Source organism: Dysosmobacter sp. HCP28S3_G4 (assembly GCF_052065175.1).
Taxonomy (GTDB): Bacteria; Bacillota; Clostridia; order Oscillospirales; family Oscillospiraceae; genus Oscillibacter.
The window spans coordinates 1-11997 of record NZ_JBQHUP010000064.1 but is presented as its reverse complement, the minus strand read 5'-3'; the positions used below and the strand labels follow the sequence as shown (position 1 = coordinate 11997).

Annotated in this window: 8 protein-coding genes; 2 read left to right on the top strand and 6 right to left on the bottom strand. The window is 63.3% G+C overall.

Annotated features, from left to right (window positions below):
* Nucleotides 1-215: 215 nt before the first annotated feature.
* The 3 genes from ACTNBU_RS11550 to ACTNBU_RS11540 all read right to left on the bottom strand — a co-directional run bounded on the left by ACTNBU_RS11550 (nt 216) and on the right by ACTNBU_RS11540 (nt 5924).
* Entirely contained in the window at nt 216-4139 is a 3924-nt protein-coding gene (locus tag ACTNBU_RS11550; protein ID WP_441034118.1) for a M56 family metallopeptidase, read from the bottom strand.
* Complete coding sequence (locus tag ACTNBU_RS11545; RefSeq protein ID WP_441034116.1) at nt 4136-4513, bottom strand: BlaI/MecI/CopY family transcriptional regulator; 378 nt, start codon at nt 4511-4513, stop codon at nt 4136-4138. Before ACTNBU_RS11545 ends, ACTNBU_RS11550 begins: the two co-directional genes overlap by 4 nt.
* A gap of 142 nt (nt 4514-4655) precedes the next feature.
* The gene (locus ACTNBU_RS11540; protein ID WP_441034115.1) at nt 4656-5924 is read right to left on the bottom strand and encodes an SLC13 family permease; all 1269 of its coding nucleotides are present in this window, start codon (nt 5922-5924) and stop codon (nt 4656-4658) included.
* 386 nt (nt 5925-6310) lie between these two features.
* On the opposite strand from ACTNBU_RS11540, the gene ACTNBU_RS11535 reads away from it, so the two are divergent.
* Nucleotides 6311-8863 carry an ATP-dependent helicase gene (locus ACTNBU_RS11535; RefSeq protein WP_441034113.1) on the top strand — a complete coding sequence of 851 codons (2553 nt, stop codon included), beginning with the start codon at nt 6311-6313 and terminating at the stop codon, nt 8861-8863.
* Nucleotides 8864-8923: 60 nt separating this feature from the next.
* Here the strand turns inward: ACTNBU_RS11535 and ACTNBU_RS11530 are convergent, their stop codons facing one another.
* The 3 genes from ACTNBU_RS11530 to ACTNBU_RS11520 all read right to left on the bottom strand — a co-directional run bounded on the left by ACTNBU_RS11530 (nt 8924) and on the right by ACTNBU_RS11520 (nt 10759).
* The gene (locus ACTNBU_RS11530; protein ID WP_441034111.1) at nt 8924-9418 is read right to left on the bottom strand and encodes a helix-turn-helix domain-containing protein; all 495 of its coding nucleotides are present in this window, start codon (nt 9416-9418) and stop codon (nt 8924-8926) included.
* Between the two features lie 76 nt (nt 9419-9494).
* Nucleotides 9495-10109, bottom strand: coding sequence for a pentapeptide repeat-containing protein (locus ACTNBU_RS11525; protein WP_441034109.1), 615 nt, complete (start codon nt 10107-10109; stop codon nt 9495-9497).
* Nucleotides 10106-10759 (bottom strand): HAD family hydrolase, encoded by a 654-nt coding sequence (locus ACTNBU_RS11520; protein WP_441034107.1) that lies wholly within the window; start codon nt 10757-10759, stop codon nt 10106-10108. Before ACTNBU_RS11520 ends, ACTNBU_RS11525 begins: the two co-directional genes overlap by 4 nt.
* A gap of 171 nt (nt 10760-10930) precedes the next feature.
* On the opposite strand from ACTNBU_RS11520, the gene ACTNBU_RS11515 reads away from it, so the two are divergent.
* A complete protein-coding gene (locus tag ACTNBU_RS11515; protein WP_441034105.1) occupies nt 10931-11848 on the top strand; it encodes a DMT family transporter in 918 nt (305 codons plus the stop codon).
* Nucleotides 11849-11997: the final 149 nt, after the last annotated feature.

The following is an 11997-nucleotide window of genomic DNA, read 5'->3' as shown; positions in this document are numbered from 1 at the left end:
CGTCGAGGCTCCGCAGCCGCGCCCGCTGGACGCCCAAACCCACCCGGCCCCCGACGCCCTCCCCCCGCCCCCCCCCCCCCCCCCCCGCGCGCCCCCCCCCCCCCCCCCCCCCCCCCCCACCAGCAAAAAAAACCACCCCCCCCCACCCCCCCCCCCCCCCCCCCCCCCCCCCCCCCCCACTTTTCCCGTTGTATGCGCAGAGAAGGGGAGAGGCCTTACGGCCCGGTGCCGACGCCGTCGCAGCGCCAGCCCTGTTCCGTCAGGTACATGGGGCCGATCCGGTTGTACATAAAGGCCCCTTCCGGCGCCTCGCCGTACTGACCGGCGTAGTCGCCGGTGTTGCCCGCCATGCTGTACATCAGGGCGGTCTGGTTGGCGGGGACGAAGACGGTGTCGTACTCAAAGTAGAACCGCTCTCTGCCCACCGTATTCTCGGGATAGGCAGTCTCCGGGATCCTCTCCGCCTCCCTTGCGACGCTCCGGACATAGCTGTAGGCGCAGCGGCTGCCCTGGGTCACCTGAAAGCGGACGGCGTTACGGGCGTCCACCCAGGCTTGGGCGATCTCCTGATGGCTCTGCCCCCGGTCCGGGATGACGATGCCGTCGGTGAGGGCGCGCCACTCTGCCTCGTCGAACCAGAGCCGGAGATAGGCGAAGACGCTGACGTCAAACACATCGTTCTCCTGCTCCGCCCGGGCGGACAGGAGCGTCCGGACGCCGTTGATGGTGCAGAGAACGGTGTCGCTGCCATCCCAGCACTGGATGGACGCGCCGCCGTCAGGGGAGGAGACCGTCAGAAAGGACGCCCCGGCGCCGACGGGCAGATCCGTGTCCCCGGAAACGCTCCACTGGAAGCCGGAGCCGAAGCCGAGAGCGCGGTTGGGGCCGTTGCCCCTGTCAGCGTCCACGGTGTACGTCCCGCCCTGATTCCGCCCCTGTTCGCTGTCCGCCGTGGTCAGGGACAGCGTCACCTGTCCGGAGGACACCACGGCGTCCATGACCTCCTGGGCCAGATCGCCCGGGGTCTGGCCGGTCTCGCTGCTGTAGATGTCCTTCAGCCGCGCGTAGGCCGCAAGACCTTCCTCCGTCAGACCGTTCTGGTTCCAGTGCAGGGCCTCCATGGGATCGTCGATGAGGTAGGCCATGCCGGAACCGGCGGTGTTCCGGTAGGACACCAGCGTCCGAAGGGCCTTCACCTGCTCCTGGGCGTCGGACTTGCCCAGCTCATTGAGGAACCAGGTGCCCCGGTCATAGAACATCAGGGCCAGGAACTCCGGATTGATCTCGGAGAACCGAAGGGCGCCGGCGGCTGCCAGCGTCTCTGCCACACCGGCGGAGAACATGGGGGCGTCCCAGCTCACCACGGGGTCGATGCAGCTTTTCAGCAGAGTGCGGCCGCCGTCTTTGTCCGTCAGGAACACCAGATAACAGTCCTCGTCATAGAAGCCGCCTACCCAGTTGTCCTCATCCATGTTCATGCCGCCGGCCAGCAGCACCTTCTCCGGCGTGGCGGTGTGCAGCTCATAGCCCAGGGAATACACCTCCGCCTGCACCTCGGGCCTCTGGCTGCTGATGCTCCGGACGGGGAGATATTCCAGAGCGGTGATGCGCCAGTCGTCCCACTCCGCCGGTTCGCCGGTGTCCCGCCATTCGCCGTCGATGTAGCTCTGTCCGCCGGAGTGGCTCTGCCACCAGGCCAGCTTCTCCTGGACGTGGGCTTTGGCGGCGTCCATGGCGTAGTCCGGCCCGGAGACGTCCTCCAGCATGTGGTCCACGGTCTGCCGCTGGTCCTTGTAGAGCAGGAGCCGTTCCCCGTCAAAGTACAGATAGCGCAGGAAATAGGGCTGTATGCCGTCCAGCCAATCCAGCCTCTTCAGGAAGCCCCGGAACACCAGACGGTGGTTCTCCGTGTCCGGATAGCTGTAATCCCACCAGTCCAGCCGGGGCCACGCGTCCGATACCAGCGCCCGCAGATTGGCCCGATGGATCTGTCCGTCCCGCAGAAAGTACAGGAAGGGGCCTTCCTCGCCCTCCTCCGGGGCGATGGGCTCCCACAGCAGCTCCTGCTGGCCGTCGCCGTCCCAGTCCAGTGCGGTGACGGTGCCGGTGTTCTGGAACAGCAGGCGCAGGGAGGGCCGGAGCGGGTTGCTGTCGTTCTCCTCCAGAGCGTAGTATTCCGTCGTCCGGGTCCCCATCATGGTCTGATAGGAGACGGCAAAGCCGTCACAGCCCAGCACATTGGTGAAGGGATGGATAGACAGCGCCTCCGGCCACACGTCATAGCCGATGGTCCGGAACCGCAGGGCGGTCCAGGTGTCCGTGTCCGTGACATGCAGGGCGGCGTAGGTGTTGCCGTCCGCAGACTTGTAGAAGCAGACGGAGTACAGTCCGGATAGGACCTGGGATTTCAGAACCTCCGCGCAGTCGTTGGTCCCCAGGGTGATCTCTGCGTCGGGGATATCAACGGCCGGCGTGCCGTCCAGCGAAATGGTCAGTTCCGGCTCCCAGTCGGGGTAGACGGTGGAGGAGACGGTAACGGCTTCCGGCGGCGGGTCGCGGAGCAGGTTGGAGACGAAGTAATAGGGGAAGCCGTCCACGGGCTCGCCGGGATACTCCCGCAGGGTGACGCACTTCCAGCCGGTGAAGTCGAAGTCCGTGTCGTCGTAGTACAGCCGCACCAGATCTCCCTGGCGCACACACAAGGAGAACACGACGCCGCCCCGGGCGTTGGTGTCGCCGTGGAAAGCGTAGTAGGCGTCGTAGTCCGCCAGATAGTGGAAGGCGCCCATGCCCAGCGCCTGGGTCTGCTCCAGAGTCAGGCCGGTATATTGTTTCAGAACGGCGTCCACATCCCCGGCGGGCAGCTTGATGAGATCCAGACCCGGGTCCTCTCCGCCGCAGAAGGTGTCCACCACCTGCTGCCGCTCCTCCTCGCCCATGGCCCCGGGCAGACCGGTGCCGTTGTAAAACAGCTGGGCCATGTCGATGTCCTCAGGCCGCTCATAGACGGAACTCAAAAACTGGCTGCGGATGCTGTGATAGGGTCCGGAGAAGTCCTGGCTGAACTGCTCCAGCTCCTCCGCCGTCAGAAGGACGGCCTCCGCGGCGGCTTCCCCGCTTTTGGCTCCGGTGAAGGTGGCCACACAGGCCAGCGCCGCCAGCGCCAGCACCAGAAACAGCGCCGCCGACACGGTCTGCTGGTTCTCCGCGATGCGGGTAATGCGGTCCTTCAGCTGCCGCTTTCCGGCGGTCATGGTGGTGGCGGACAGCAGGGGATCGGCGGGAGTCCGGCGCACCGGCACCAGGGCCAGCAGCGTCCGGCCGTAGGGAATGCGCTCCGCCTCACCCAGCCGCCGGAGAGCGCCCTCATCGCAGGCCAGCTCACAGTCCGTCCGGGAGACCAGCGCCGCCGCCCACACCAGCGGATCGAACCAGTAGACCGTCAGGCACAGGCACCGCAGCAGGGACCACAGCGGGTCCAGATGGCGGGCGTGGGTGGTCTCATGGGCGATGACGTGCCGCAGGCTGTCGGGAGACGCCAGGGCGGCGGGGGTCAGATAGATGGCAGGGCGGAACAGGCCAAACAGGCAGGGGGAGGGCAGTCCGTTCTCCACCAGATAGACGGAATATCTGCAATTTTCAACACTGTAAGGCGCTCTTGCTTGACGGATCTTCCGCCAGAACCGCAGGTTGGAGACCAGAAACCAGCAGGCCATGACGGCCATGCCGCCGCACCAGACGCACCGGAGGGCTTCCACGCCGGTGATCCAGCCGGCATAGACCGTGGCGGTCTCTCCGCCGTCATCCACCACCATGACTCCCATGGAGGTGGGCACCATCTCATAGCCGGGCTGTAGCTCCGGATTCCGGCGGCTCTCCTCCGGCAGGTCCACCTGTCCGGTGGGGAGGACGTAGACCTTCCGCTGTTCCAGCTGCCGGGAGACGGTCGCTGCCGCCGGTTCCGCCGCCGTCAGCACATTGTGCTGCAGCGCGGGCAGACTCACCGGCGCCAGCAGCCGCAGCAGCACCAGTCCCCACAGGGCGTACTGCACCCGCCGGGAGATGGTCTTCCGGAACACCGCCCGCAGCGCCAGGATCGCCAGGATCAGCACCGAGGAGGTGATGAGAACGTCTTTCACGACTTGTCGCCTCCCGCCTTGTCCAGAATGGCGGACAGCTCCGCGATATCCGCCTCCGACAGCGCCCGGCTGTCCACCATGGCGCTCATCATCAGGCCCAGACTGCCGCCGTAGACCTTGTCCAGAAAGTTCTTTGTCTCCTCCCGGGCCGTCTCCGCCTGGGAGATGACGGGGAAGTACCGCTTGGCCCGTCCGCCCTCCTCGTGCCGGACGGCCCCCTTGGCCTCCAGCCGGGACAGCATGGTAATGACGGTGTTCTTGGACCAGCCGGTGTCCTCCCGGGCCGCCGCCGTCAGCTCCATAATGGTCCGTGGAGACTGCTCCCACAGCAGATTCATCAGCTTCCACTCCGCGTCGGACAGATTCACTTTCATAGCCAGCACCTCGTTTGAAGAATATGGTATACATTTGTCTACCATGACCATATCAGAAAGGTAGACATTTGTCAACCTGAAAATGGTTACAAAAAATGACGGAACGGGAGCTCCGTTCCGTCATGGGCGCTGTTTGGCATTTTCAGCTGTACAGTAGCCAGAAATAGATGTACGCGGGGATGACCGCCGCCAGCGTAAAGGGGATGCCGATACGGACGAAGTCCCGGGTCCTGACCTCGTAGCCCGCTTTGCGGAGGATACCGATGCCTGCGATATTGGCCGATGCCCCGATGGGGGTGCAGTTTCCGCCGAGGGTGGCACCGGACAGCAGTCCGAAGTACAGCAGGGCCGGCGGGATGCCCAGCGCCCCCGCCAGTCCGGTGATCACGGGAAGCATGGTGGCCACATAGGGGATGTTGTCGATGAAGGCGGACAACAGAACGGAGGCCCAGACGATGACGGTATAGAGCAGAAAGACGTTCCCGCCGCCCAGCTTTGCCAGAAGCGCCGCCGCCGCGTCGATGACGCCCATGTGGGTGATGCCGCCGATGACCAGAAACAGCCCGAACAGCAGTCCGATGGTTTCCAGATCAATGGCCTTGACAGGACTTACTGCGGCCGACCGGTCATGGGTCTTTCCATAGCGGAGCAGCATTCCCACGGCCAGCAGGCTCACGCAGATCAGTCCGTTGGTGACGGACAGTTTGTCGGGGACAAAGGAGGCGGCGATGAGCAGGAGAATCATGCCGGCCAGCAGGACTGTGGGCGCGAAGTCCGTGACCGCCGTCCGCTGTGCCCCACGGGGGACGGGCTTCTTCTCTTTCCGGAACAGCCACGCGAGGATCAAAGCGGAAGCCGCGGCGCCCAGCTCCACAGCGAAGAAGATACCGGGCTTTCCCTCATAGACGATGAAGTCCATAAAGCTCATGTCCGCGTAAGAGCCCAGCATAATGGCCGTGGTGTCGCCCACCAGCGTGGCGGCGCCCTGCAGATTGGAGGATACAGCCACGGAGATGATAAAGGGGACGGGATCGGTCTTCAGCTTTCTGCAGATCTCCAGTGCGATGGGAGCCACCATGAGAACGGTGGCCACGTTGTCCACGAACGCGGAGATGACGCCTGCGAAAAGCGCCAGCGCAACGGCGGCCATCTGGACGTTCGGCACCTTTTCCATGACCAGATCGGCCAGAAGCGCGGGCATCCTGCTGTCGATAAAGAGCTGGACCAGCCCCATGGTGCCCGCGATCATCAAAAGCACGTTGAAGTCCACAGAGCCGGCGATATCACGGAGGGGCAGCATCCCGGTGATGATGAAGATGGCTGCGGAGCCCAGCGCGATATAGGGACGGTATCTGCTGAAGGTCAGCATCAGGATATAAGTCACGGCGAACAGAAGAATGGCATATATCATTGAAGTACCTGCTTTCCCGGAGATTTTTACAGTTCATGTAATTTGGAGAGACGGGACCAACGGCGCAACGGTCAGAATAAGATCCGGGCCGCGGTCCCATAGACAGCCATGGCGGCAGATGGCAATCTGCCGGACGCCGCGCTTGCTATCCCTCCCTCCGCGTCGGTCTCCATGAGATGTTGTCCATGAATGCCTATCCTGCAACATTATAATTTGGACAGGCAGAAGAAACTGTAGAAATATGAAGGGGCCGGACAATTGTAACGGCTTTGTCCGCTCCGTGCGGGCAAAAGGAGGGTTCCGGCGGGATTTTCCCATCCCATGGTTGACCCCGCCGCTGTTTTGTCTTAAAATAGACCCCGAGACTAACGAAGACGGGTGAACATATGAAGGACTTCAACGAACGATACATCGCAGCCCGGAGAAAGGCCATCGCCCGGGATTTCCAGCGGCTGAACCCCATGCAGCGCCAGGCGGCGCTGACCACCGAAGGGCCGCTGCTGCTGCTGGCCGGCGCGGGCAGCGGCAAGACCACGGTGCTGATCCAGCGGGTGTACAATCTGCTGACCTACGGAAAGGGCAGCGACACGGACTATGTCCCGGCGGACGCCGCGGAGGAGGATCTGGCGTTTCTGGAGCGGTACGCCGCAGAGCCGGAGGAGACAGAGCGGGGGAGAATGATCTCCCTCTGCGCGGTGGACGTGCCCCGTCCCTGGGAGATCCTGGCCATCACCTTCACCAACAAGGCGGCGGGAGAACTGAAGGAGCGTCTGGCCGCACGGCTGGGCCTCCGGGCCAACGACGTGTGGGCCTCCACCTTCCACTCTGCCTGCGTCCGCATCCTGCGGCGGGACATCGATAAGCTGGGCTTCGCCAAGGACTTCACCATCTACGACACCGACGACTCCAAGCGGGTCATCAAGGACGTGGTGAAGGAGCTGAAGCTGGAGGAGAAGTCCTTCCAGCCCCGGGAGGTGCTGAGCGTCATCAGCACCGCCAAGGACAAGTACGAGACGCCGGAGGACTTTCGGGCCAACGAGGCCTCCAACGGCGACTGGCGTCTGGCCCGCATCGCCAAAATCTACGCCAGATACGAGGAAAAGCTCCGTGCGGCCAACGCCCTGGACTTCGACGACTTGATCTTCCACACCGTCACGCTGCTGAAGCGGTGCCCGGAGGTGCGGGAATACTATCAGAACAAGTTCCGCTACGTGCTGGTGGACGAGTATCAGGACACCAACCACCTCCAGTATCTGCTGACGTCCCTGCTGGCGGGCGGGCGGAAGAACCTCTGCGTGGTGGGCGACGACGACCAGTCCATCTACCGGTTCCGGGGCGCCAACATCGAGAACATCCTCAGCTTCGAGCAGCAGTACGCCGGTGCCCGGGTCATCCGTCTGGAGCAGAACTACCGCTCCACCCAGAACATTCTGGACGCCGCCAACGCCGTCATCAGAAACAATGAGGGCCGCAAGGGCAAGACCCTGTGGACGGAGAACGGCGAGGGCGAGAAGGTCCGGGTGCGGACGGTGTTCAGCGAGAGCGACGAGGCGGCCTTCGTGGTGGGGGACATCCTGACGGCCAGAAGCAAGGGACGGGCCTTCAAGGACGACGCCATCCTCTACCGCACCAACGCCCAGTCCAACGCACTGGAGTACGCCATGAAGCGCAACGCCGTGTCCTATAAGATCGTGGGCGGCATGAAGTTCTTCGACCGGGCGGAGGTGAAGGACATGCTGGCCTATCTCTGCGTGCTGAACAATCCCCTGGACGACCTGCGGCTGCGGCGGATCATCAACGTCCCGGCCCGGGCCATCGGCAATACCACGGTGGAGAAGGTGCAGACGGTTGCTGCGGAGCAGGGCTTGTCCCTGTACGAGACCATACGGAACGCCGACCTGTTTCCGGAGCTGAAGACCCCGGCGGCCAAGCTGCTGAAATTTGCGGATCTCATCGACGGGCTCCGAAAGCTGGGGGGCCAGCTGGCCCTGCCGGAGTTCTACGACGCCGTCTGCGACCGCACGGGCTACGTCCGGGCACTGGAGGAGAAGAACGACATCGAGAGCCGGGGCCGCATCGAGAACGTACAGGAGCTGAAATCCAACATCCTGAGCTTTCTGGAGCATCAGCCGGAGGACCCGACCCTATCCGGCTTCCTGAACGAGATCGCCCTGTACACGGACCTGGACTCCCTGGAGGGGGAGGACGACTGCGTCACCATGATGACCATGCACTCCGCCAAGGGTCTGGAGTTCCCGGCGGTATACGTGGTGGGCATGGAGGAAGGGCTGTTCCCCAACAGCGCCGCCGCCTACGACCATGAGGAACTGGAGGAGGAGCGGCGGCTGTGCTACGTGGCCATGACCCGCGCCAAGGAGCAGCTGACCCTCACCAACGCCCGCCAGCGGATGCTGTACGGCCGTACCACCACCAGCCTGCCCTCCCGCTTTCTGGAGGAGATCCCCGAGGATAAGCTGGAGTGGGAGGGAAAAGAACAGCCCCAGCCCACCGGCGCCTGGGGCGAGGACGGCGGCTGGGACATCGGCTGGGGCGGCGGAAGGACCCGCACCACCGGCTACGGCACCTGGGAGACCGGCGCGGCGAGAACGCCCCGGTCCGCGCCCCAGGGGGACAGTTGGGTATCCCCCCGGTCCGCCGGGACCTGGAGCAGCAACGGCGTCCACTCCTACCGGCCCACGGAGCAGCCTCGGCCCGTCCGGAAGACGGCGGCCTCCGCCGCCCGGCCCACGCCCTCCGCAGGACCCAGCCTCCATTTGGAGTGCGGGGACGCGGTGCAGCACGACGCCTTCGGCAAGGGCGAGGTGCTGTCCGTCCAGCCCATGTCCGGCGACGCCCTGGTGTCCATCCAGTTTGAGGGGGAGGAGAAGCCCCGCCGCCTGATGCTGAAATACGCCGGGACGCACATGAAGAAGCTGTAAGCTCTGTTGAAAAAAAGACCAGCGGCGCCGGAATTTTTCCGGCGCCGCTGGTTTCCGTATTTATGTTCTGTCTGATTGTTTTTCCAGCAGACGGAGGATCTTCGCCTGTGCGGCGAGGATCACGGCCGCAATGACGCTGGCCGCCCAGATGGGGAAAGCGTCGCCCCAATAGAAGCGGAACACAACACCATGTCCGTCGCTGCCGGCACCGCTGCCGGACCGGAGGCCCCACAGCAGTCCCATAACCAGGACCAGCTGGGACAGGACGGTACAGAGCCAGATCAGAAAGTCCTCGTTCAGAAGCTCCTCGTATTTCCAGCCCTGCTTCTCGCTGCCCTGAGGCTTTCCATAGATCAGCTGCTCCACGGGAACGGACAGCGCCTCCGCCAGCAGTTTCAGGCTGTCGATATCCGGCATCGATTTTCCGACATCCCAGTTGGAGATGGTCTGCCGGGTGACATGGAGCCGGGAGGCCAGCGCCTCCTGGGACAGTCCGGCGGCTTTCCGGGCGGCGGAGATACTGATTCCAACGGTATTGGATTTCTTGAAATTCATAAAGCACCCTCCTGTCCTTGCATGAGAAGACCGTACCACAGAGGGCCTTTGCAGGCAAGCAAAGAAGCTTTGCCCCTCAGTCCTCCACCTCAATGCCCAGGATCCGGGCCACCACGGCGGCCTGGGAGGCGGCGATCTTCACGCCCTTCAGCTCCCCGCAGCCCTCCGTCAGGACGATCCGGTCCAGGGTGCAGGAGGTCAGGTCCATGCCCTTCAGGCTGCTGCGGCACAGCTCCGCGCCGGTGAGGTCTGTAGCGGACCACTCGGTGGCGGCGAGCTTCATCTCCGTCAGGGAGGCTTCCTTCAGATCGCAGCCGCAGGCGAAGGCGCGGTCCCACACGCTGCCGGAGAAATTGGCGTACCGGAACAGGGAGCGGTCCAGCACGGACTCCCGGATCCGGGCCCGCTGGAGATCACAGCCGTCGGCCTTACAGCCCTCCAACCGGGTGCTCTTCCAGAAGCTGGCGGTGAACCGGCAGGACTGGAACTCGCACTCCTGGAAGATGCAGTCGTAAAAGGCGGCGCCGGAGAAGTCGCAGTTTACAAACCGGCAGGACTGGAAGATGACCCGCCGGCAGTCCAGCTCCGAAAAGTCCAGGCCCTCCACCGTCTCATAGGTAAAGCGGCGTCCGCCCAGAACACCGGGCTCCTCCAGGGCCTCGGTCAGGGCGTTTTTCAGTTGATCGCTCATTTTTGTTTCTCCTTTCGTTCCGGCATCCACAGCAGTTCCTCAAAGGACTTGATATACACGTCGCAGAAGCTGCGCATCTCTTTTTCATCCTGGGCAAAGTAGGGATCGTAGACGCCCACGGTCCGCATCCGGGCGGCACGGGCGCCCTTGCAGGCGGCCAGACTGTCGTCAAACACGGTGCATTCCTCCGGCGCCGCGCCGGTTTCCCGGGCGGCGGTGAGCCAGATCTCCGGCTCCTTTTTCTCCAGCTGCAGCTCCTGGGCGAAGATGACCCGCTCAAAGTACTTCTCCAGATCCAGATGCCGCAGGGCGGTGCGGCAGTGCTCCGGCACGGCGGAGGTCACCACGGCCATCCGGCGGCCCTCTGCCTTACACTGCTTCAGATACGCCCGGACGCCGGGCTTGATGGCCACCTTTCCGTACATTCCCTCCGCCAGGTCCATCCACTCCGCCATGATCTCTTCGCAGGATTCGCTGAGATGGCAGAACTCCTTGGTGAACTTTGCCGCCAGCGGGAAGATGGTATGGGCCACGCCCTCGTAGTAGGCGTGGGTATAGGGCATGCCCCGCCGGGCCAGAAAGGTCCGGTCCACGTCCTTCCAGATGCCGTTGGAGTCCGTGAGGGTGCCGTCCATATCGAACAGAAGCATACGCTGTCTCCTTCCCGGGGCCGCGCCTGTATCGCGGCCTAAAAATTGTCAAAAGGGCTTGCCATTTTCTGCGCCCGGTGCTATATTTTTAAAATATGTGCCTGCTTTGCCGAAAACGGCGGAAGCGCCCACATCTGATTCTATCATCTTTTTATGTTTGGAGCAAGGACCATGAGACAAAATGGAATGCGGCAGAATTTCTGTGCCGTTATGGCGGCGTTTATCTGGGGCACGGCCTTCGTGGCCCAGAGCATGGGCGCGGAACATGTGGACGCCTTCACCTACAGTACCTCCCGTTTTTTTGTAGGCTTTCTGGCCCTGCTGGCCATCTGCGTCTTTCTGCGTAGGACCCGGAAGGAGGCCGCGAAGCGCAGCGGCCCGGCCTATTGGAAGACCCTGCTGATCGGAGGCTTCTGGTGCGGCTTGGCCATGGCCGCGGGCTCCAACCTCCAGCAGAAGGGCATTGAGACCACCTCTCCCGGTAAAGCGGGCTTCATCACGGCACTGTATATCGTCATCGTGCCCATTATCGGGATTTTTCTGCGCAGAAGAGCCTCCTGGACGGTGTGGTTCAGCGTGGCTCTGGCGGTGGCGGGCCTGTACTTCCTGTGCATCCAGGAGGACATTCTCTCCATCGCGGAGGGGGACTTCCTCATCATCCTGTGCGCTTTCTGCTTCGCCGGACAGATCCTGCTCATCGACCACTTCGCCATGCAGGTGAATGGCATCGAGCTGTCCTGTGCGCAGCTGTTCTTTGTGATGCTGTTCTCCGCCGTGGGCATGGTGTTCTACGGCGAGTCCTCCTGGCAGGACATCCAGATGGCCGCCGGCTCCATCCTGTACGTGGGCATCTTCTCCAGCGCCGGCGGCTATACGCTCCAGATCCTGGCCCAGAAGGACTCCAACCCCACCGTCATCTCCCTGCTGCTGAGTCTGGAGTCCGTGTTCGCCACGCTGTCCGGCGCGGTGATCCTCCACACGCAGATGACCGGCCGGGAGTATCTGGGCTGCGTCCTGATGCTGGCGGCGGTGATCCTGGCGCAGATCCCGGTGCCCAGCCTGAAAAAGAGGCCGCTGAAAAACGCGTAATAAAAGAAATCAGTATGAAGCGGGGACATTCGTCCCCGCTTCAGGCTGTCGAGAAACCCGGTTGCGCAATTAGGCGGCAACCGGGTTTTCAGCACATATTCGGGAAAATAGAATCGAAAATAGGAAATGGGCAGAGTCATTCCATTTCC

Bases quoted from the DNA above. Each gene is read 5' to 3' on its own strand.
- ACTNBU_RS11545 (WP_441034116.1), bottom strand. From the start codon at position 4,513: ATGAAAGTGAATCTGTCCGACGCGGAGTGGAAGCTGATGAATCTGCTG.
- ACTNBU_RS11540 (WP_441034115.1), bottom strand. From the start codon at position 5,924: ATGATATATGCCATTCTTCTGTTCGCCGTGACTTATATCCTGATGCTG.
- ACTNBU_RS11535 (WP_441034113.1), top strand. From the start codon at position 6,311: ATGAAGGACTTCAACGAACGATACATCGCAGCCCGGAGAAAGGCCATC.
- ACTNBU_RS11530 (WP_441034111.1), bottom strand. From the start codon at position 9,418: ATGAATTTCAAGAAATCCAATACCGTTGGAATCAGTATCTCCGCCGCC.
- ACTNBU_RS11525 (WP_441034109.1), bottom strand. From the start codon at position 10,109: ATGAGCGATCAACTGAAAAACGCCCTGACCGAGGCCCTGGAGGAGCCC.
- ACTNBU_RS11520 (WP_441034107.1), bottom strand. From the start codon at position 10,759: ATGCTTCTGTTCGATATGGACGGCACCCTCACGGACTCCAACGGCATC.
- ACTNBU_RS11515 (WP_441034105.1), top strand. From the start codon at position 10,931: ATGAGACAAAATGGAATGCGGCAGAATTTCTGTGCCGTTATGGCGGCG.